Genomic DNA, 18,694 nt, shown 5'->3' with positions numbered 1-18,694 from the left:
CTACTGCGGCTTCTGCGCTTCCATGAGCGCGCGCAGCAGCTTCTCTTCGGACATGTCGTCCTGGGCAGGCCGGTCAGGCTGCGCCCCCATCAGGAGGGCCATCGCGTCCTCTTCCGGCTCGTCGACCTCGATCTGCGTCTGGTTGCTCTCGATCATCCGCTCGCGCAGCTCCTCGGCGCTCTGCGTCTCCTCGGCGATCTCGCGCAGGCTGACGACCGGGTTCTTGTCGTTGTCGCGATCGACCGTGATCGGCGCGCCCGACGCAATCTCACGTGCGCGATGGGCGGCGAGCATCACCAGATCGAACCGGTTCGGAACCTTGTCGACGCAATCTTCGACCGTCACGCGGGCCATTGGCAGCTCCAATCGTCGTTCGGAAAAGTCAAGCGCCTTACATACTCAGGCGACCGCTGCTTGACAAGCGCCAAAGCCTTCATCCCGTCAGAGGTTTGATGGCCGCACGCGCTTTCGCCGGCAAGGCAGCGAGCAACTCCTGCGCGCTGCGGTCCAGCACCGGATGCCGCCAATCCGGCGCGATCTCGACCAGCGGCACGAGGACGAAGGCGCGTTCGTGCATTCTGGGATGTGGCAGGATCAGACAATCCGGCGCCTCTCGCGCCTGTCGCTCGGGCGACATGTCGCGCCAGGCCTTGAACGTGGCCCGGTCCGGTTCCGTCCGTTCCCCCCAAGCGACGAGGTCGAGGTCGAGGCTGCGCGGCGCCCACCGCAGTGACCGTTCGCGTCCCGCCAGCGCCTCGATCACATGCAGATCGCGTAAAAGTTCGGTGGGTCCCTCCTCGCGCGCCTCAAGCAGAAAGACCGCGTTGACGAAATCGGGACCGGCACCCTCGGGCCACGCGGGAGTGTGATAATATCGGGACGCACGGATGAGTCGCCATCCGCGGATCCCGAGTGCCGTTCTTGCCTTTTCCAGTTGTTCGGCCGGCAATATACCGCCGGTCTCGAGATTTGAGCCGGCAGCCACGAGGATCGCTTGCGGTCTGGTGCGTTGCTCCATTAGTGAAGCCTTTCATCGTGCCCTGGGTGCCAAGGGTTGACCCGTTTTTTTTAGGCCGCAGAGCCCCAGACAAGGGATCAGGAAATGTTCTACAGGGATGAGCGGCTGGCGCTGTTCATTGACGGTGCGAACCTCTATGCGGCCGCCAAGGCGCTCGGGTTCGACATCGACTACAAGCTCCTGCGGCAGGAATTCATGCGGCGCGGCAAGCTGCTCAGGGCGTTCTACTACACGGCCTTGATCGAAAGCGAGGACTACTCTCCGATCAGGCCTCTCGTCGACTGGCTCCACTACAACGGCTTCACCATGGTGACGAAGCCCGCGAAGGAGTTCATCGACAGCCAAGGCCGGCGCAAAATCAAGGGCAACATGGACATCGAGCTGACGGTCGATGCGATGGAGCTGGCGCCGCGGATCGACCACATCGTGCTGTTCTCGGGCGACGGGGACTACAGGCCGCTGGTCGAGAGCCTGCAGCGGCAGGGCGTGCGGGTGTCGGTCGTCTCGACGATCCGCAGCACTCCGCCGATGATCGCTGACGAGTTGCGGCGGCAGGCGGACAACTTTATCGAGCTCGACGAGCTGAAAGAGGTCATCGGCCGCACGCCGCGCGAACCGCGCGAGCCCCGCGACCCGCGCGAGAACGACGACCGGATCGCCGATCCTGCCGGCTGAGGCGTGGGAGCCGGCCCTCTGCGTGACCGACCTGGCCGCTCTCGCCACTATGTTTGCCACGGCGTTCGGCGCCGCCACGATCCTGCCGTTCCAGTCCGAGATCGTGTTCGCTGCGCTGCAACTGCATGCGGACATTCCCATCGCCCTGCTGGTGGCAGTCGCCAGCCTCGGCAATACGCTGGGCTCGGTCGTAAACTACGCCCTCGGCTTCTGGATCGAGCGCTTCCGCCATCGCCGGTGGTTTCCAGCCGGCGAGGCGCAGATGGACCGGGCGCAGAGGTGGTATGCACGCTGGGGCGTCTGGACCCTGCTGCTCAGCTGGGCGCCGCTCGGCGACGCGATCACCGTGGCCGCCGGGGTAATGCGCACGCCGCTCCCGTTGTTCCTGGTCTTGGTGGCCGCAGCCAAGACGGGACGCTATGTCGCGCTGGCCTGGCTCACCGAGCGAACCGTCGGGGGCTAGACGCGCCGCCGCCCAACACGTACGCCTCCGAGACGTTATGACCGTGATGCCGAAACCGCCCTTGAAGCTCTACCTCGCCGCGCCGCGCGGCTTCTGCGCCGGCGTCGACCGGGCGATCAAGATCGTCGAGATGGCGCTCGAGAAGTGGGGCGCACCCGTCTACGTGCGGCACGAGATCGTGCACAACCGCTACGTCGTGGACAGCCTGCGCGAGCAGGGCGCCGTCTTCGTCGAGGAGCTGGAGGAGGCACCGGACGACCGGCCGGTGATATTTTCCGCCCACGGCGTGCCCAAGGCGGTGCCGGCCGAGGCGCGGCGGCGAGAGATGATCCATATCGACGCCACATGCCCTTTGGTCACCAAAGTCCATAACGAGGCGGAGCGTCACCACCAGAACGGACTGCAAATCGTGATGATCGGTCACGCCGGCCACCCGGAGACCGAGGGGACTATGGGCCAGCTCCCTCCGGGCGAGGTCCTGCTCGTCGAGACGGCGGGCGACGTGGCAACCTTGGAGGTGCGCGACCCCGAGCGGCTGGCCTACATCACCCAGACCACCCTCAGCGTCGACGACACCGCCGCAATCGTCGAGGCGCTGCGTGCGCGCTTTCCGGCCATCGCCGGGCCGCGCAAGGAGGACATCTGCTACGCCACGACCAACCGTCAGGAGGCGGTCAAGGCGATGGCACCGGAGATCGACGCGCTGCTGGTGATTGGCGCGCCGAACTCGTCCAATTCGAAGCGGCTGGTGGAAGTAGGCGCCCGCGCCGGCTGCGGTTACGCACAGCTCGTGCAGCGGGCCGCCGACATCGACTGGCGGGCGATCGACGGCATCCGCTCGGTCGGCATCACCGCCGGCGCGTCGGCGCCTGAAGTGCTGGTCGACGAGGTGGTGGAGGCATTCCGTGCTCGCTGGGACGTCACGATCGAGCTGGTCGAAACCGCGGTGGAGCGGGTGGAATTCAAGGTGCCGCGCGTCCTGCGCGAGCCGGCATGAGTCGCGCCCGGCACGCACGGTGAAGTCAGTGCCAAGGGTCCCGCTTGCGCTCGGCCTCGCTGGGCTGATCCCCTTCGTCTGGGGCGCGCTCACGATGCAGTCGGACTGGCTCGCGGCGGAGGGTGCGCGGGTGCTGGGGCCGCGTTTCATCGGACCCTATGTCCAGCTGTCCTATGGCGTCGTGATCCTGTCTTTCATGTCGGGCGTGCTCTGGGGCTTCGCGACGCGAGCCAGGGGTGCGGTGGCTGCCAGCGGCTACGTGCTCAGCGTCCTGCCGGCGCTCTGGGCGTTCCTCTTCGTCGGCGGGGGACCCGTCTCGGCGGCGATCTACCTCATCGCTGGCTTCGTCGGAATCCTCGGCATCGACTGGATGTTCTGGTGGCGGGGCCTCGCGCCGCGCTGGTGGATGCGCCTGCGCCTACTCCTGACTGCCGTCGTGGTCCTGTCGCTCGCGCCGGTGGCGCTATGAGCGGGGGCGACGACCTTGGCTGAGCTCTTCGCCTTCACCGACGGCGCCTGCAGCGGCAACCCCGGCCCCGGCGGCTGGGGCGCCCTGCTGGTCGCCCGCGACGGCGAGCGGGTGGTCCGCGAGCGTGCCCTGTCGGGCGGCGAGGCGCTGACCACCAACAACCGGATGGAGCTGATGGCGGCGATCGGTGCGCTGGAGAGCCTGCGCCGACCGTCGCTCATCACCATCGTCACCGACAGCGCCTACCTGAAGAACGGCATCACCAGCTGGCTACATGGCTGGAAGCGCAACGGCTGGAAGACCTCCACCCGCAAGCCGGTCAAGAACGAGGATCTCTGGCGCCGCCTCGACGCGGCGCAGGCTCCGCATCAGGTGCGGTGGGAGTGGATCAAGGGCCACGCCGGCCACCCGGAAAACGAACGCGCCGACGAGCTGGCGCGCGCGGGCATGGCTCCGTTCAAGCGCTAGAGGTCGAAGGTCGCGAAGACCGGCACGTGGTCCGACGGCCGCTCCCACCGGCGCGCATCCTTCAGCACATGCGACTCCACCGCCGCAGCCGCGATGTCGGAAGATGCCCAGACATGATCCAGCCGCCTGCCCCGGTCCGCCTTCTCCCAGTTCGGCGAGCGGTAGGACCACCAGGAGAAGAGCGGCCCCTCCGGATGGTGCGTCCGCGTGACGTCGGTCCAGCCGCCCACGCCCTGCGCGTCGAGCAGCGCCTCGGTCTCGACCGGCGTGTGGCTGACGACCTTCAGCAGCTGCCGGTGGCTCCAGACGTCATCCTCGCGCGGCGCGATGTTCAGGTCGCCGACCAAGATGCTGCGCCGCGGGGTGTTGGCGCGGAACCAGTCCTGCATCCGGGCGACGAAGTCGAGCTTGTGGGCGAACTTCGGGTTGAGGTCCGGGTCCGGCACATCGCCGCCCGCCGGCACGTAGAGGTTGTGGACGACCACCCCATTCTCCAGCCGTGCCGCCACATGACGCGCGTCGCCGCGGCTGCACACCTCGACCTGTCCCGCATCCTCGATCGGCAGCCGGCTCAGGATCGCGACGCCGTTGTAACCCTTCTGCCCGCGCGCCACGCACCAGCGATAGCCGGCTTCGGCGAAGTCCGGCAGCTTCTCCACCGGCGACTTGCACTCCTGCAGGCAGAGCACGTCAGGGCCCCGCTCCGCAAGCAGGCGCGTCACGAGGTCCGCCCTCAGCCGCACCGAGTTGATGTTCCAAGTCGCGATTGTCAGTGCCATGTCCCCTCCAAGGCCGCGGACGCTACCGAACGATGGCCCGGCGCTCAAGTCGTGGCGGTCTGGGACGAGCGGATTAGGTGTGGAGGAACGACGAAAGGAAGGAGCACATGGCGAAGACACTTATCCTGACGAGCGCCCTGCTGACCGCGCTTCCCGTCCTGGCGCAGGAGTCCGTGGGCACCGTGACGGCCACGGTCGGCGGCGAGGAGCGCACCTACGTCATTACGCAGGGCGGGGCCGAACCGACCAGCTCGTGGCGACGGGACGGCGGCGAGGTTCTCGTGGACATCGTGGCGCACCCGGACCGCACCCCGCGTGAAGATGGGCCGATGCTGCGGCTGCAGTTCGCCGTCACCGGGATGGGGCCCACGGCCGAGCCGGCCGCCAGCCGCGTGACCTATGTCGCCGAGGGCGAGGCGCCGCTGCTGACTGGCGAAGGCAGCTCGGAGGTGTCGCTGACTGCCTTCGGCATGACCGACGGGACACTCAGCCTCGCCGGAAATTTTGCGTCACAGCTCATGGACGAGCAGAGCGAGGCGCTGGCCGACCTAGCGATCGAAGGAGACTTCCAGGCTTCCCTGCGCCAGTCCAACTGAAGGGCGGGCCGGGCCGGTGCCCGGCCTCTCCGCGCTAACCGCCGCTCAGGCGACCAGCCGGTAGCCGCCGCTTTCGGTGACGAGCAGGCGCGCGTTCGACGGGTCCGGCTCGATCTTCTGGCGCAGCCGGTAGATGTGCGTCTCGAGCGTGTGCGTCGTGACGCCGGCATTGTAGCCCCAGACCTCGTGCAGCAGGACGTCCCGCGGCACCACGCCTTCGGTCGACCTGTAAAGGAACTTCAGGATATTCGTCTCCTTCTCGGTCAGGCGAATCTTCTTCTCATCCTCGGTGATCAGCATCTTCTGCGCCGGCTTGAACGTGTAGGGCCCCAGCTGGAAGACCGCGTCCTCGGACTGCTCGTGCTGCCTCAACTGCGCCCGGATCCGCGCCAGAAGAACCGGAAACTTGAACGGCTTGGTTACGTAGTCGTTGGCGCCCGCGTCGAGCCCGAGGATCGTGTCCGCGTCGCTGTCCTGTCCGGTGAGCATGACGATGGGGCATTTGACCCCCTGCTTGCGCATGATGCGGCAGAGCTCGCGCCCGTCGGTATCGGGCAGACCGACGTCGAGGATGACGAGGTCGTAGTGCCCTGCCCGCGCCTTCTCCATCGCGCCCGCGCCGTCGCCGGCCTCGAAGACGTCGAAGTCCTCGGTCATCACCAGCTGCTCGCTCAGCGCCTCGCGAAGGTCGTCATCGTCGTCGACCAGAAGTATCTTCTTCAAGTTCGCCATTGCGCCTGCCCCTTGTCATCTGCTTCTCGCCCCGCAGATGTGCCGACGACTGGTCTGGCTCAAGAAATGCTGCAGGGCGGTCACGCGCTCGTGTGCCGGCGAGCGGTTTTGTTTCAAACTCCGTCGCTTCAGGGCTACGAGACGGACGCGAGGCGGAGGTCAGGTGCAGATCGGTCCCACACCCAACGAGCGGCTGGCGCGGGCGCGGTCCGATCTCAGGATCGGGCTTCCGATCCTGATCGAGAGCGACGGCGCTTGGTGGCTGGCGGCCGCGGTCGAGACGCTGCCGCCCGAGCGGGCCGCGATCCTCGCGGGGGGCGGCGAGGCGGTGCTGGCCATCACCGGCTGGCGGGCCGAGACGCTGCACGTTCCGGTCTATGACGGCGACCTCGTGCGCCTCCGCGTGCCTGCCGCGGCCACGGTGGAGTGGCTGCGTTCTGTTGCCGATCCGAGCGCCGACCTCGCCTCGCCGCTCAAGGGTCCGTATCCGACCGTGCGCGGCGGCGGTGCGGCGCCGCACCGGGCGGCATTGCGCCTCACCAAGGCAGCGCAGCTTCTGCCCGCCGTGCTGCTCCAGCCGGCGGTCGAGGCGGCGGACGGCCTGACGCGCGTCGGCGCCGATGAAGTGGCCCCGGAGCGTGACCAGATCCCGACTCTCAGGCGCGTCGTGGGCGGCCGCGTGCCGCTCCGGGTCTCGGGCGCCGGCCGGGTGCAGGTCTTCCGGCCGGCCGACGGGGGCATAGAACATTACGCCGTCGAGATCGGCCGGCCCGACCGCCGAGGCGCGCCGCTTGTGCGGTTGCATTCGGCCTGCTTCACCGGCGACGTCCTCGGATCGCTCAAGTGCGACTGCGGCCCGCAGCTCGACGCGGCGCTGACCGCGATGGGAGAGGCCGGCGAGGGCGTGCTTCTCTATCTCAATCAGGAGGGGCGCGGGATCGGCCTCGCCAACAAGATGCGCGCCTACGCCCTGCAGGACGAGGGGTTCGATACGGTCGAGGCGAACCACCGACTGGGCTTCGAGGACGACGAACGCGACTTCCGCATCGGCACCGAAATCCTGCGGCAGATGGGGATCGGCCGGATCCGCCTGATGACGAACAACCCCGCCAAGGTGGCGATGATGCGCGAGCGCGGCATCGAGGTCGTGGAGCGCGTGCCGCTGGCGGTCGGGCAGAACCCGCTCAACGCGCGCTATCTCGCGACCAAGGCGCGCAAGTCGGGTCACCTGCTGTGATACCGTCGGACGTGTTTCTGACGCCGCGCGGCCTGCGCTTTGCCGGCCGAACCTTCCCCTGCACGATCGGGCGCGGCGGCGTAACCGCAGACAAGCGGGAGGGCGATGGCGGGACGCCCGCGGGAGCCCACGGGATCGTCGCCATGCTCTACCGGCCCGATCGGATGGCTCAGCCTGCCGCGTGGGCCCGGCCGATTCGCCCCGGCGACCTCTGGTCCGACGATCCGGCCGACACGGACTACAACCGACAGGTCCGCGCGCCGCACCGGTTCGGACACGAGCGCCTGCGGCGGCCGGACCCGCTCTACGATCTCGTCCTGGTGACGGACTGGAACTGGCGCGCACCGGTTCCTGGCCGCGGTTCGGCGATCTTCATCCACCGCTGGCGCCGTCCTGGGCGGTCGACCGAAGGCTGCGTCGCGCTGCGTCCGGACCACCTGCGCTGGATCGCCGCCCGTCTGGCGCCGGGGAGCCGGCTGATCGTCTAGCCCGGACGTTCGCCGAAGATGGCGGAGCCAATCCGGACGCAGGTCGCGCCCTGCATGATCGCCCGCTCGAAGTCACCGCTCATCCCCATGGAGAGTTCGGCGAGGTCGTTCCGCTCCGCAATCTTCGCCAGGAGGGCGAAGTGCAGCGTGGGCTCCTCATGGACCGGGGGGATGCACATCAGGCCGCGCACCGGCAGGTCCATCCGGCGGCACTCGGCGACGACGGCGTCGGCCTCGTCCGGCACGATCCCGGCCTTCTGCGGCTCCTCGCCGGTGTTGACCTGCACGAAGAGGTCCGGGCAATGCCCTTCCTCCTGGGCGAGCCGCGCCAGCGTGGTGGCGAGCTTCGGCCGGTCGAGCGAATGGATCGTGTCGAAGAGTTCAATCGCCTGCCGCGCCTTGTTCGTCTGCAACGGTCCGACGAGGTGCAGCTCGAGCCCGGGGTAGCGCTCCGCCAGCTCGGGCCAGCGGCCGGCGGCCTCCTGCACCCGGTTTTCGCCGAAGACGCGATGGCCTGCTTCCAAGACCGCCTCTATCCGATCGACCGGCTGCTTCTTGGAAATCGCGATCAGCCGGACGGAGCCCTCGGTGCGACCGGCGCGCTCTTCGGCCTCTCGAATGCGGGTCTTGATTTCGGCAAGCAACATGGCCGCACGTCACCACGCGGGGCCAAAAAAGAAAAGAGCGGGCCGAGGCCCGCTCTCTCTCCGGAGACATATGTGTCTCGATCAGAACGCCATCGCGACGCCGAAGGAGTAGGTGCTCACGTTGTCACCATCCACGTCTTCGCCGTGGCCGTAGCCGGCCTGCAGCTCGGCACCGCCGCCGAGGTCGTAGTTCGCGACGAGGCCCCAGCCCGACGCATCGTCTTCGTCGATGATCGGATCACCAGCGGCATCGTCCTCGCCAGTGTCGAATGGAACGTCATGGAACCGGCCGTAGTTGGCGGCGACCGTCAGCGCGTCCATGGTGTAGCCCACGGCGATGCCGTAGTGCGAACCCGCATCGTCGAGGTCCGAGTAGTTCGCGATCACCTGGAAGCCACCAGCGAAGGTCATGTCGGCGCTGAGGCCCCAGATGGTCAGGTTGTCAACATCGTCGTCCAGCGCGTCACCGGCGACATCGTCGAGGCCGTTCACGGTCTGAACACCAGCGCCGAACGCGACGTCCACACCGGCGAACGAGGTGGCGTAACGACCACCGAGGCCGAGGACCGGCTCACCTTCGCCTTCGTCGTCGATCTCGCCCGAGATCGCGACCGAGAAGTCGGTGAAGGCGTATTCGTAGCGCGCAACCTGGTTGTCGTACGTGTTGTCGAGGCCGGCGTTGCCGCTGTAGCCCGCGTGCTCGTGATCGTCGCGCAGCGACGAGCCGATGATCGCTTCGGTCATCGCCCAGTCGAACGCGCCGTCGGTGTCGCCCATCGTCAGGGTGCCGAAGGCGCCCGAGATGAAGATGGTGGCGCCGCCGTCATCATCGTCATCACGCGTGGCGCCCGACTCGCCGCCACCGTCAACGGCGTTGTTGTCCCCGATCTCTTCGTCCAGGTCGACGCTGGCGCCGAAGCTCAGGCCGGTATCGGTCTCGCCGACCAGCGTGAAGGTGACGTCGATGTCGGTGTGGAAGACGAGAGCAGAGTCGTCGCCGTCGGCGTCCAGACCCAGATCGCCGCCCGCGACGCCCATTTCGGCCGCGCCGGTCAGGGTCACGTCGGCCAGGGCGAAGGTGGTCGAAGCGACCAGCGCCGTCGTGGCGAAGAGAACCGTTTTCATTGGTTTTCCCTCTTTCATTACAGATGCACGCCAATCCGGGGAAAACCGAATTGGATGAACAAGCGTATGCGCGGCGGACTGGCTTCGGCGCAAGAACGGCCCCCCGAAGCCCGGCGGAATGGTCGCTCGTTGGTGCAGCAATGCCACAGCGTCCCTCAGGTCGCGGACCGAGAAACGTCTTGTCGGGTTTCCAGGTGGGGGATAGTCAATGGCGACATATGGTTCTCGAGGAACGACAGATGACGATGCCGGCGGCCCGACGGGCACTCTGCCTCATCGCGGCGATGGCGAGCCTCTCGGCCTGCGGCACCGGCTCCCCGTTCGACCGCTCGCCGTCCACCACCGATTCGACGGTCAGCGAGGGCACGCTGCGCCAGCGGCAGGCGACGCCCTACGCCCAGATCGAGCGCCGCCAGACGATCTTCGACCTGTTCGGCGGCGGACCGGACGCCAACGTCACCGTGGCGGTGAACCGGCACATCTGGAATGCCGCGCTCGAGGTGCTGGACTTCTTGCCGGTCGAGGCGGCCGACCCGTTCTCGGGCGTCATCGTCATGGGGTACGGCACGCCGCCCGGCTCGGGGCAGGCCTATCGCGCCACCGTCTACGTCCGCGACCCGGCGCTTGACGCGCGCGCTCTCAACGTCGCGCTCCAGACCCGCAGCGGGCCCGCGAGCCTGGAGACGGTCCGCGCGGTCGAGGACGCGATCCTCACCCGGGCGCGCCAGCTCAGGATCCGCGATTCGCGGCTCTAGACCTTTGGCGGCCCCCTGACTAAGGCTGGCGCGGCCAACGTCAGCGCCACGTCCAGAGGTTTCGCAAGATGTCCCGCTACGATCCCGCCGCTACCGAGCCCCGCTGGCAGGCCGCTTGGGACGCGGCGGGTACCTTCCGCGCGACCCGCGATACATCGCGTCCGAAGTACTACGTGCTCGAGATGTTCCCGTATCCGTCGGGGCGCATCCACATCGGTCACGTCCGCAACTACACGATGGGCGACGTGATCGCGCGCTACCGCCGCGCCACCGGCCACGCCGTGCTGCACCCAATGGGCTGGGACGCCTTCGGGATGCCCGCCGAGAACGCCGCGATCGAGCGCGGCGGCCATCCGGCCGACTGGACCTACGGCAACATCGCCGACATGCGCGAGCAGATGAAGCCGCTCGGCTTCTCGATTGACTGGAGCCGCGAGTTCGCCACCTGCGACGTCGAGTATTACGGCCAGCAGCAGCGCCTCTTCCTCGACATGCTCGACGCGGGCCTCGTCTACCGCAAGGCGGCGACGGTGAACTGGGACCCGGTCGACATGACGGTGCTCGCCAACGAGCAGGTGATCGAGGGCAAGGGCTGGCGCTCCGGCGCACCGGTCGAGCGGCGCGAACTGACGCAGTGGTTCTTCCGCATCTCGGACTTCTCCGACGAGCTCCTGGAGGCGATCGACGGCCTCGACGGCTGGCCCGATAAGGTCAAGCTGATGCAGCGCAACTGGATCGGTCGCTCGCGTGGACTGCAGCTGAACTTCTCGCTGACGGAGGAGGTGCACGGCCACGACCGGATCGAGGTGTTCTCGACCCGGCCCGACACGATCCGCGGCGCAACCTTTGTCGCCATCTCGCCCGACCACCCCATCGCCAAGGCACTGGAGCGCGAGTCGGAGGAGGTGAAGGCCTTCTGCGCCGAGTGCCGGCGCCTCGGCACCTCCGAGGAAGCGCTGGAGACGGCGCCGAAGCTCGGCCACGACACCGGCCTGCGCGCCCGCTATCCGTTCGACACGAACTTCGAGCTGCCGGTGTACATCGCGAACTTCGTGCTGATGGACTACGGCACCGGAGCGATCTTCGGCGTCCCTGCCCACGACCAGCGCGACCTCGACTTCGCCCGCAAGTACGAGCTGCCGGTCATCGAGACATTCGAGGCCGTGGATGACCCCGCGCCCGTCGCCGACGTTGCGTTCGTGCCGCCAAAGGACCAGACGGTGCGCTACACCCGCGCGCTGTCGGGGCCCGAGATACAGACGGCGAACGAGGCGATCGAGGCGGCTATCGCCTTCTGCGAGGAGCATGGCGTGGGGCAGGGGGTTACCCGCTTCCGCCTGCGCGACTGGGGCCTCAGCCGCCAGCGCTACTGGGGCTGCCCGATCCCGGTGGTGCATTGCGAGACCTGCGGCGTGGTGCCGGAGCGGCGCGAGAACCTGCCCGTGGAACTGCCCTACGACGTAAGCTTCGACCAGCCGGGCAACCCGCTCGACCGGCACCCTACCTGGTCCCGCACCGCCTGCCCGAAGTGCGGCGCCGAGGCGCGGCGCGAGACCGACACGATGGACACCTTCGTCGATTCGTCGTGGTACTACGCCCGCTTCACCTCGCCGCGCGCCGAGACGCCGACCGAGGCCGAGGACGCCGGCTACTGGATGAACGTCGACCAGTATATCGGCGGGATCGAGCACGCGATCCTGCACCTGCTCTACTCGCGCTTCTTCGCCCGCGCGATGCACGCGACCGGCCACCTGCCCGCGAGCGCGATCGAGCCCTTCGACGCGCTCTTCACCCAAGGCATGGTCACGCACGAGATCTACCAGACGCGCGACGCGCAGGGCCGGCCGGTCTATCACCTGCCAGAGGATGTCGAGGACGGCCGGCTGAAGGCGTCGGGGGAAACCGTGGAAGTCATCCCCTCCGCCAAGATGTCGAAGTCCAAGAAGAACGTCGTCGATCCGGCCGACATCATCCGCGAGCACGGCGCCGACACCGCGCGATGGTTCGTCCTGTCGGACAGCCCGCCGGAGCGCGATGTGGAGTGGACCGCCGCCGGGGCGGAGGCCGCGCATCGGCACCTCGCCCGCGTGCACCGGATGGCGGCGGAGCTGGCCGCCGCGCCCGACGCCGCGCCCGACGACGCGCTGGAGCGGGCGACGCACAAAGCGATCCGCGACGTCACGCTCGGCATCGACAGCTTCGGCTTCAACGCTGCCATCGCCCGACTCTACGAGTTCACCGCGACCATCTCGCGTGCGGACGCGGCGCCGGGGGCGAAGCGGTGCGCGCTCAAGGTGCTGGCGCAGCTCATGTCGCCCATGACGCCGCATCTGGCGGAGGAGGTCTGGTCGATGCTCGGGGGCAGGGGCCTGGTGGCCGATGCGCCATGGCCAGTGGCCGACGAGGCGCTGCTGGTGGAAGAAACGGTGACGCTGCCGATCCAGGTCAACGGCAAGCGCCGCTCCGAGATCGTCGTCGCCCGCGACGCCGACCGCGCGGAGGTCGAGGCTATGACGCTGGCCGACGACGCAGTGCAGAAGGCGCTGGCGGGCAGCGCGCCGAAGAAGCTGATCGTGGTGCCGGGGCGCATCGTCAATGTCGTGGTCTAGGCGCACCGTCCTCGCCGCCGCAGCGGCCACGCTCGCGGCCTGCGGCTTCGAGCCGGCCCTTGCGCCGGGGTCTGCCGGTCGTGGCGTCCTCGACGACGTGGCGGTGGAGCCGCCGGAGACTCGGGTGGAGTACCATCTGGTCGACCGGCTTGAGCAGCGCCTCGGCCAGCCGGCCGCGCCGAACTACCGCCTCGACTACGAGGTGGAGCAGGAAACGATCGCCACAGGCGTGACAGCCGACGAGGTCACCACCCGCCGCAGCGTCGTCGCCGACGTCGCTTACGTCCTCAGCGACACGGCCAGCGGGACGGTGGTCCGCCGCGGCCGGGTGCAGAACTTCACCGGCTACTCGGCCACATCGACGACTGTGGCAACGCAGATCGGCGCCGAGGATGCGCAGGAGCGGCTGATGACCCTGCTGGCGGACCGGATCTACTACGAGCTCGTCGCAACCGCGTCCGAGTGGCGCCGATGAAGCTCGGCGCCCGGGACGCCGCCGCCTTCTTCGCCAAGCCAGATTCTGCATGCCCTGCAGTCCTGCTCTATGGCGGTGACGCGATGCGCGTGGCGCTGCGTCGGAAGGACCTGATCGATGCGCTCATCGGGCCCGAGGGCGAGGCCGAGATGCGGCTCATCCGCCTCGCGCCTAGCGACCTGCGAGACGAGCCTTCTCGTCTCGCCGACGAGGTCCGCGCCCGCGGCTTCTACCCCGGCCCGCGCGTCGTGCATCTTGAGGGCGCCGCCGACGCACAGGCAAAGGCGGTGTCGGCAGCGCTGGAGGACTGGCGGGAAGGTGACGCGCAGCTCGTCGTGACAGCCGGTTCGCTCACGGCGCGATCAACGCTGCGCAGGGCCATCGAAACGCATCCCCTAGCGGCAGCGATCGGCATCTATGACGACCCGCCCGGCCGCGACGAGATCGAGCGCGTGCTGCAGACCGCCGGCATCGACACGGGCAGGGACCGCGAAGCGCTCGACGCGCTGAACGAACTCGGACGCTCGCTCAATCCGGGCGACTTCCGGCAGACGGTCGAGAAGGTCGCGCTCTACAAGCTCGGCGATCCGGCGCCACTCACGGCCGCCGACGTCGCCGCCTGCGCACCTGCCACGGCCGAGGCGGCGGTGGATGACATCGTCGACGCCGCGGCAGGTGCGGAGGTGGAGCGGATCGGTCCACTGATGCGCCGGCTCGAGGCGCAGGGAACGGCGCCGGTGACGCTCTGCATCGCCGCCAGCCGCCACTTCCGCATGCTTCTCGCCGCCGCCGCGGACCCGGCCGGTCCCGCAGCCGCGCTCGGGCGGATGAGGCCGCCTGTCTTCGGCCCGCGCCGCGACCGGATGCGACGGCAGGCCCAGGACTGGGGCGCGGCCCGCCTCGACGCGGCGCTGCAGATCCTCGTCGACACCGACCTGGCCTTGCGCTCGTCCGCCCGCGCGCCGCAGATGGCGGTGCTGGAGCGGGCGCTGATCCGCCTCGCGATGATGGCCCGCCGCTGAGCGCTCAGCCGGTCCACCGCGCGGCGTGAACGCCGGCCCAGAGGCCGGTGGCGAGGCAGGCCGTCAGCAGGTAGCCGCCGGTCGGTGCTTCCCAGTCCAGCATCTCCCCCGCGACGAAGACGCCCGGCAGTGCCCCGAGCATCAGCGCCGGATCGACCCCCTCCCACATCACGCCGCCCGCAACCGAGATCGCTTCATCGAGTGGTCGCGGTCCGGCGTAACGCACCGGCAGCGCTTTCACCAGTGTCGCCAACGCCGCACCCTCCGGCAGCGGCCGCCCGAATTCACGCAGCAGCGCCAGCTGCGCGGGATCGAGCCGCAGCGCCTTGCGCAGATGCGTGCTCAGCGTCGCCTTCCCACGCGGCCGGTCTAGCCGCTGCGCGACCACGGCAGGCGGAACGTCGGGGCAGAGGTCCAGCGTCAGCGGCGCGCCGTCCCGGATCGCGGGGATCAGGGGATAGATGCCGCCGCCCTCCAGCCCCCGTCGCGAGATCGCGATCTCGCCCCGGCTCCTCGTGGCCCCGACCGAGAGTGCCACGCCCTTGACAGGTGCGCCGAAGTGGAGCGCCATGTGCGGGCTCCAGTCGACTGCCAGCCCCACGTTCGCCGGCCGGAACGGTGCGAGCGGCACTCCCGCCGCGCCGAGCGGGCCGGTCCAGGCTCCGTCCGAACCGAGGCGCCGCCAGCTGGCGCCTCCGAGCGCGAGCACGGTCACGCGAGGCCGCAGCAGGCGCGGTCCGTCCGGCGTCAGGAACAGATCGCCGCCAGTCCAGCGCCAACGGGTGCGGATCTCCACGCCGCGCTCTGCCAGCCGGCCCAGCCATGCGCGGAGCAGCGGCGAGGCCTTCATCGTGCTGGGAAACACGCGGCCGGTCGAGCCGGTGAAGAGCTCCTGCCCCAGCGACCACGCCCACTCCTGCACCTCTGCCTGGCCCAACGACTCCAGCATCGGCCGCAGTCGTTCGGCCGCTGCGCCGTAGCGCGCGACGAACTTATCCGGCGCCTCCTCGCGCGTCAGATTCAGGCCGGACTTTCCGGCCATCAGAAACTTGCGCCCCACCGACGGCATCGCCTCGACGACGGTGGCCGCGCGCCCCGCCGCCGAGAGCGCCTCGGCCGCCATCAGGCCGGCCGGCCCCCCGCCAACCACCAGCGCGTCCGTCTCCTCGGTCTGCACGTCGTCCTCCGCCTTCGCCGCGCCCGCCTCTAGAGGACCGCTCATGCGCTGGCCATACCGCCTGGAACCGCTAGGATTGAGGCGATGGGTTGCCCACTCGCCGCTCGCCGATGATCCTCGGCGTCATCTCCGACACTCACGGGCACCTTCGCCCGGAGGCGAGGGCGGCACTGTCGGGCGTCGACCTGATCCTGCACGCAGGCGACTTTGGCCGACCTGAGGTCATGTCCGAGCTCGAGCAGATCGCACCTTCGCGTTTCATCCGGGGCAACGTGGATACCGCGCCGTGGGCGCAGGGACTGCCCGAGACCGCCACCCTCGCGGTCGGCGGGCGCCGCATCCACATGCTGCACGACGTCAAGGAGCTGGACTTCGATCCACGCGCCGAAGGGTTCGACGCCGTCGTGGCGGGGCACTCGCACCGGCCGTCCGCGGAAGTGCGGAACGGCGTCCTCTACCTCAACCCCGGCAGCGCCGGTCCCCGCCGCTTCCGCCTGCCCGTCACGCTCGCCCGACTCGACACTTCGGACATGAGTGCCCGCATCCTGACCCTCCTCCCGTGAGCCTCAGTTTCCGAAGATCGTCACCGTGCTGCGGCCGGCGCCGACTGTCACGCGCTCTGCCCGCGCCACGCTGCTCTCCGGCGCACGCACCTCGTAGGTGCCGGGCGGCAGGTCGCGGAACATGAACGCCCCCTGCGTGTCCGTCGTCGTCTCGCGGCACCCGCCCGAAGTCGGACAGGCCTGCACCGACGTCAGCGGGATCGGCGCGCGCGTGTCGGAATAGCGCAACGTCCCGGCGATGTCCCCTGCGCCGGCCGCACCGGTTCCGAACGCGACCAGCCCCGCTATCGCCAGCGCCGCGCTATTTCGGCTCCAGCACGATCCTCTCCTTGAGAACAAAGTTCGCACTCCCTTGCTCACGCTCCAGATCATTGAAGCGCACGTCTTCGGGCCAGTAGTTCGGAAAGGCGATGTTCACGCCCTCGAAGGGCCAGACCGGCGCGCCGCTGTCATCGGTCGGCGCAGCCACCTCCAGCTCCCAGTTGATCACGTTGTCGGGCATCAGCTGCCGCGTCCTGCGCAGGGGTATCAGGATCAGGCCCAGCCGGAGCTGATCCCCGTCGGCAAGCCGGGTACCGTCGCCGAGCGTCGCCTCGCCGCGCACCCAGTACCGCGTCCCGAGGTCGACGGTGCGCGGCTTGACGTAGAACATCAGGATGCTCGCGCCGAAGATCATGATGATGAAGTAGCCGGCGAAAGCACCCGTCAGGTTCAGGTCGAAGCCCTTGAACGGCCCCGTCACGACCGAGGTCGAGGGAAGGATCCGGTAGAGAATCCAGGCCGGGACGAGCGACACGAGGACGACCACCGCCCAGATGATCAATCCTTGCTCGAATGCACCGAAGCCCATGCCAATCTCCGCAGGCCCACTTGCAGGCTAACGAAGAATTGCCGCCACGGCAATTCGGGGCAGGCAGCCGGAGCGGAATGCCCGCCCCGGCCGCGTCTCAGTAGCGATAATGGTCGGGCTTGAATGGCCCCTTGGGGCTCACGCCGATGTAGGCCGCCTGGTCGGGCGCCAGCTCGGTCAGCCTCGCGCCGATCTTGCCGAGGTGCAGCCGCGCGACCTTCTCGTCGAGGTGCTTGGGCAGCACATGGACGCCCGGCGCGTACTGGTCGGCCTTGGTCCAGAGTTCGATCTGCGCCAGCACCTGATTGGTGAAGCTCGCCGACATGACGAAGCTCGGGTGGCCGGTGGCGTTCCCCAGGTTCAAAAGACGGCCCTCCGACAGCAGGATAATCCGATTGCCGCCCGGCATCTCGATAAGGTCGACTTGGTCCTTGACCCGCGTCCACTTGTGGTTCTTCAGCGCCGCAACCTGGATCTCATTGTCGAAGTGCCCGATGTTGCCGACGATCGCCATGTCCTTCATCTCGCGCATGTGCTCGAGGCGGATGACGTCCTTGTTGCCGGTCGTCGTGACGAAGATGTCCGCGCTCGAAACCACGTCCTCAAGCAGCACGACCTCGTAGCCGTCCATCGCCGCCTGCAGCGCGCAAATCGGGTCGACCTCCGTCACCTTCACCCGCGCGCCGGCGCCGCGGAGCGAGGCGGCCGAGCCCTTGCCGACGTCACCATAGCCGCAGACCACGGCGACCTTGCCGGCCATCATCGTGTCGGTCGCGCGGCGGATGCCGTCAACCAGGCTCTCGCGGCAGCCGTACTTGTTGTCGAACTTGGACTTCGTCACGCTGTCGTTGACGTTGATCGCGGGGAAGGGCAGGCGCCCCTCCTTGTGGAGCTGGTAGAGGCGGTTGACGCCGGTCGTCGTCTCCTCGCTGACGCCGCGGATCGCCTCGCGCTGCTTGGCGAACCAGCCGGGGCTGCTGCCGAGGCGGCGGCGAATCTGCGCGAAGAGCGCCTCTTCCTCCTCCGACTTCGGCACCGCGATGAGATCTTCCTCGCCCGCCTCGACCCGCGCGCCGAGCAGGATATAGAGCGTGGCGTCGCCGCCGTCGTCGAGGATCATGTTCGCCGGCTCGGACCCGAAGTCGAAGATCCGGTCGGCGTAGTCCCAGTACTCCTCGAGCGTTTCGCCCTTGATGGCGAAGACCGGCACGCCCGATTCGGCGATGGCCGCCGCGGCGTGGTCCTGGGTCGAGAAGATGTTGCACGACGCCCAGCGCACCTCGGCGCCCAGTGCGGTCAGCGTCTCGATGAGGACGGCCGTCTGCACCGTCATGTGCAGGCTGCCGGCGACGCGCGCACCGGCGAGCGGCTGGCTGCCCGCATACTCTTCGCGCAGCGCCATCAGTCCCGGCATCTCGGTCTCGGCGATGTCGAGCTCGGTGCGGCCCCATCCCGCGAGCGAGATGTCCTTGACTATGTAGTCCTTCGGCACTCGGAACCCTCCTGATCGTCCTGTGCGATTTCGGCGCCGCATAGCATCGGGCGGCGT

23 protein-coding genes are annotated in these 18,694 nt (G+C 68.7%); 13 read left to right on the top strand and 10 right to left on the bottom strand.

Annotated elements, in window-relative coordinates:
* Both rpoZ and folK read right to left on the bottom strand, forming a co-directional pair.
* Nucleotides 1-354 carry a DNA-directed RNA polymerase subunit omega gene (gene rpoZ / locus JM664_RS17630; protein WP_227421235.1) on the bottom strand — a complete coding sequence of 118 codons (354 nt, stop codon included), beginning with the start codon at nt 352-354 and terminating at the stop codon, nt 1-3.
* Between the two features lie 79 nt (nt 355-433).
* Entirely contained in the window at nt 434-1,018 is a 585-nt protein-coding gene (folK, locus tag JM664_RS17625) for a 2-amino-4-hydroxy-6-hydroxymethyldihydropteridine diphosphokinase (protein WP_227421234.1), read from the bottom strand.
* Nucleotides 1,019-1,102: 84 nt separating this feature from the next.
* Here folK and JM664_RS17620 point away from each other — a divergent pair, with 84 nt between their 5' ends.
* From JM664_RS17620 to rnhA, 5 genes are read left to right on the top strand one after another with little or no spacing between them, the layout of a single operon-like run.
* Nucleotides 1,103-1,693: a LabA-like NYN domain-containing protein gene (locus tag JM664_RS17620; protein ID WP_227421233.1), complete on the top strand. Its 591-nt coding sequence runs from the start codon at nt 1,103-1,105 to the stop codon at nt 1,691-1,693.
* Nucleotides 1,694-1,742: 49 nt separating this feature from the next.
* The gene (locus tag JM664_RS17615; RefSeq protein ID WP_227421277.1) at nt 1,743-2,156 is read left to right on the top strand and encodes a YqaA family protein; all 414 of its coding nucleotides are present in this window, start codon (nt 1,743-1,745) and stop codon (nt 2,154-2,156) included.
* Nucleotides 2,157-2,202: 46 nt separating this feature from the next.
* On the top strand, nt 2,203-3,153 hold the full coding sequence (gene ispH, locus JM664_RS17610; protein WP_227421232.1) for a 4-hydroxy-3-methylbut-2-enyl diphosphate reductase: 951 nt from the start codon (nt 2,203-2,205) through the stop codon (nt 3,151-3,153).
* A gap of 19 nt (nt 3,154-3,172) precedes the next feature.
* Nucleotides 3,173-3,622: a DUF3429 domain-containing protein gene (locus JM664_RS17605; RefSeq protein ID WP_227421231.1), complete on the top strand. Its 450-nt coding sequence runs from the start codon at nt 3,173-3,175 to the stop codon at nt 3,620-3,622.
* A 15-nt stretch (nt 3,623-3,637) separates the two neighbouring features.
* Complete coding sequence (rnhA, locus tag JM664_RS17600) at nt 3,638-4,090, top strand: ribonuclease HI (protein ID WP_227421230.1); 453 nt, start codon at nt 3,638-3,640, stop codon at nt 4,088-4,090.
* Here the strand turns inward: rnhA and JM664_RS17595 are convergent.
* Nucleotides 4,087-4,869: an exodeoxyribonuclease III gene (locus JM664_RS17595; protein ID WP_227421229.1), complete on the bottom strand. Its 783-nt coding sequence runs from the start codon at nt 4,867-4,869 to the stop codon at nt 4,087-4,089. The genes rnhA and JM664_RS17595 overlap by 4 nt on opposite strands.
* Nucleotides 4,870-4,976: 107 nt before the next feature.
* Between JM664_RS17595 and JM664_RS17590 the strand changes: the two genes are divergently transcribed.
* Nucleotides 4,977-5,465 (top strand): hypothetical protein, encoded by a 489-nt coding sequence (locus JM664_RS17590; RefSeq protein ID WP_227421228.1) that lies wholly within the window; start codon nt 4,977-4,979, stop codon nt 5,463-5,465.
* Between the two features lie 45 nt (nt 5,466-5,510).
* Here JM664_RS17590 and JM664_RS17585 read toward each other — a convergent pair whose 3' ends face one another.
* A complete protein-coding gene (locus JM664_RS17585) occupies nt 5,511-6,197 on the bottom strand; it encodes a response regulator transcription factor (protein WP_227421227.1) in 687 nt (228 codons plus the stop codon).
* 163 nt (nt 6,198-6,360) lie between these two features.
* On the opposite strand from JM664_RS17585, the gene ribA reads away from it, so the two are divergent.
* Together ribA and JM664_RS17575 are read left to right on the top strand one after the other, a co-directional pair.
* Nucleotides 6,361-7,434, top strand: a complete 1,074-nt coding sequence (ribA, locus tag JM664_RS17580) for a GTP cyclohydrolase II (RefSeq protein ID WP_227421226.1) — start codon at nt 6,361-6,363, stop codon at nt 7,432-7,434.
* A complete protein-coding gene (locus JM664_RS17575; protein ID WP_227421225.1) occupies nt 7,431-7,922 on the top strand; it encodes a L,D-transpeptidase family protein in 492 nt (163 codons plus the stop codon). The genes ribA and JM664_RS17575 overlap by 4 nt, the downstream gene beginning before the upstream one ends.
* On the opposite strand, the gene JM664_RS17570 is transcribed toward JM664_RS17575, so the two are convergent.
* Nucleotides 7,919-8,569 (bottom strand): YggS family pyridoxal phosphate-dependent enzyme, encoded by a 651-nt coding sequence (locus JM664_RS17570; protein ID WP_227421224.1) that lies wholly within the window; start codon nt 8,567-8,569, stop codon nt 7,919-7,921. The genes JM664_RS17575 and JM664_RS17570 overlap by 4 nt on opposite strands.
* An 81-nt stretch (nt 8,570-8,650) precedes the next feature.
* Complete coding sequence (locus JM664_RS17565; RefSeq protein WP_227421223.1) at nt 8,651-9,694, bottom strand: porin; 1,044 nt, start codon at nt 9,692-9,694, stop codon at nt 8,651-8,653.
* Nucleotides 9,695-9,933: 239 nt separating this feature from the next.
* Here JM664_RS17565 and JM664_RS17560 point away from each other — a divergent pair, with 239 nt between their 5' ends.
* From JM664_RS17560 to holA, 4 genes are all read left to right on the top strand, one after another.
* Entirely contained in the window at nt 9,934-10,449 is a 516-nt protein-coding gene (locus JM664_RS17560; protein ID WP_227421222.1) for a DUF3576 domain-containing protein, read from the top strand.
* A 68-nt stretch (nt 10,450-10,517) separates the two neighbouring features.
* Complete coding sequence (gene leuS / locus JM664_RS17555; RefSeq protein WP_227421221.1) at nt 10,518-13,058, top strand: leucine--tRNA ligase; 2,541 nt, start codon at nt 10,518-10,520, stop codon at nt 13,056-13,058.
* A complete protein-coding gene (locus tag JM664_RS17550) occupies nt 13,045-13,533 on the top strand; it encodes a hypothetical protein (RefSeq protein ID WP_227421220.1) in 489 nt (162 codons plus the stop codon). The genes leuS and JM664_RS17550 overlap by 14 nt, the downstream gene beginning before the upstream one ends.
* Nucleotides 13,530-14,555: a DNA polymerase III subunit delta gene (holA, locus tag JM664_RS17545; protein WP_227421219.1), complete on the top strand. Its 1,026-nt coding sequence runs from the start codon at nt 13,530-13,532 to the stop codon at nt 14,553-14,555. The genes JM664_RS17550 and holA overlap by 4 nt, the downstream gene beginning before the upstream one ends.
* Before the next feature lie 4 nt (nt 14,556-14,559).
* Here holA and JM664_RS17540 read toward each other — a convergent pair whose 3' ends face one another.
* A complete protein-coding gene (locus tag JM664_RS17540) occupies nt 14,560-15,777 on the bottom strand; it encodes a TIGR03862 family flavoprotein (protein ID WP_227421218.1) in 1,218 nt (405 codons plus the stop codon).
* 65 nt (nt 15,778-15,842) lie between these two features.
* Here JM664_RS17540 and JM664_RS17535 point away from each other — a divergent pair, with 65 nt between their 5' ends.
* Nucleotides 15,843-16,295: a metallophosphoesterase family protein gene (locus JM664_RS17535; RefSeq protein WP_227421217.1), complete on the top strand. Its 453-nt coding sequence runs from the start codon at nt 15,843-15,845 to the stop codon at nt 16,293-16,295.
* A gap of 3 nt (nt 16,296-16,298) precedes the next feature.
* Here the strand turns inward: JM664_RS17535 and JM664_RS18805 are convergent, their stop codons facing one another.
* The 3 genes from JM664_RS18805 to ahcY form a co-directional block, all read right to left on the bottom strand.
* Entirely contained in the window at nt 16,299-16,523 is a 225-nt protein-coding gene (locus JM664_RS18805; RefSeq protein WP_264465769.1) for a carboxypeptidase-like regulatory domain-containing protein, read from the bottom strand.
* 73 nt (nt 16,524-16,596) lie between these two features.
* Entirely contained in the window at nt 16,597-17,145 is a 549-nt protein-coding gene (locus tag JM664_RS17525) for a hypothetical protein (RefSeq protein ID WP_227421215.1), read from the bottom strand.
* Nucleotides 17,146-17,242: 97 nt separating this feature from the next.
* Entirely contained in the window at nt 17,243-18,679 is a 1,437-nt protein-coding gene (gene ahcY / locus JM664_RS17520; RefSeq protein WP_227421214.1) for an adenosylhomocysteinase, read from the bottom strand.
* Nucleotides 18,680-18,694 lie beyond the last annotated feature (15 nt).

It is taken from the genome of Roseitranquillus sediminis (assembly GCF_016918935.1).
Lineage (GTDB): Bacteria > Pseudomonadota > Alphaproteobacteria > Rhodobacterales > Rhodobacteraceae > Roseitranquillus > Roseitranquillus sediminis.
Note: the sequence above shows the minus strand (reverse complement) of the source record. Positions and strands in the feature narration are given on the sequence as shown.

Excerpts from the sequence above, each read along its gene's own strand:
- rpoZ (WP_227421235.1), bottom strand. The coding sequence starts at position 354 with ATGGCCCGCGTGACGGTCGAAGATTGCGTCGACAAGGTTCCGAACCGG.
- folK (WP_227421234.1), bottom strand. The coding sequence starts at position 1,018 with ATGGAGCAACGCACCAGACCGCAAGCGATCCTCGTGGCTGCCGGCTCA.
- JM664_RS17620 (WP_227421233.1), top strand. The coding sequence starts at position 1,103 with ATGTTCTACAGGGATGAGCGGCTGGCGCTGTTCATTGACGGTGCGAAC.
- JM664_RS17615 (WP_227421277.1), top strand. The coding sequence starts at position 1,743 with ATGTTTGCCACGGCGTTCGGCGCCGCCACGATCCTGCCGTTCCAGTCC.
- ispH (WP_227421232.1), top strand. The coding sequence starts at position 2,203 with ATGCCGAAACCGCCCTTGAAGCTCTACCTCGCCGCGCCGCGCGGCTTC.
- JM664_RS17595 (WP_227421229.1), bottom strand. The coding sequence starts at position 4,869 with ATGGCACTGACAATCGCGACTTGGAACATCAACTCGGTGCGGCTGAGG.
- JM664_RS17590 (WP_227421228.1), top strand. The coding sequence starts at position 4,977 with ATGGCGAAGACACTTATCCTGACGAGCGCCCTGCTGACCGCGCTTCCC.
- JM664_RS17585 (WP_227421227.1), bottom strand. The coding sequence starts at position 6,197 with ATGGCGAACTTGAAGAAGATACTTCTGGTCGACGACGATGACGACCTT.
- JM664_RS17570 (WP_227421224.1), bottom strand. The coding sequence starts at position 8,569 with ATGTTGCTTGCCGAAATCAAGACCCGCATTCGAGAGGCCGAAGAGCGC.
- JM664_RS17565 (WP_227421223.1), bottom strand. The coding sequence starts at position 9,694 with ATGAAAACGGTTCTCTTCGCCACGACGGCGCTGGTCGCTTCGACCACC.
- JM664_RS17560 (WP_227421222.1), top strand. The coding sequence starts at position 9,934 with ATGACGATGCCGGCGGCCCGACGGGCACTCTGCCTCATCGCGGCGATG.
- leuS (WP_227421221.1), top strand. The coding sequence starts at position 10,518 with ATGTCCCGCTACGATCCCGCCGCTACCGAGCCCCGCTGGCAGGCCGCT.
- JM664_RS17550 (WP_227421220.1), top strand. The coding sequence starts at position 13,045 with ATGTCGTGGTCTAGGCGCACCGTCCTCGCCGCCGCAGCGGCCACGCTC.
- holA (WP_227421219.1), top strand. The coding sequence starts at position 13,530 with ATGAAGCTCGGCGCCCGGGACGCCGCCGCCTTCTTCGCCAAGCCAGAT.
- JM664_RS17540 (WP_227421218.1), bottom strand. The coding sequence starts at position 15,777 with ATGAGCGGTCCTCTAGAGGCGGGCGCGGCGAAGGCGGAGGACGACGTG.
- JM664_RS17535 (WP_227421217.1), top strand. The coding sequence starts at position 15,843 with ATGATCCTCGGCGTCATCTCCGACACTCACGGGCACCTTCGCCCGGAG.
- JM664_RS17525 (WP_227421215.1), bottom strand. The coding sequence starts at position 17,145 with ATGGGCTTCGGTGCATTCGAGCAAGGATTGATCATCTGGGCGGTGGTC.
- ahcY (WP_227421214.1), bottom strand. The coding sequence starts at position 18,679 with ATGCGGCGCCGAAATCGCACAGGACGATCAGGAGGGTTCCGAGTGCCG.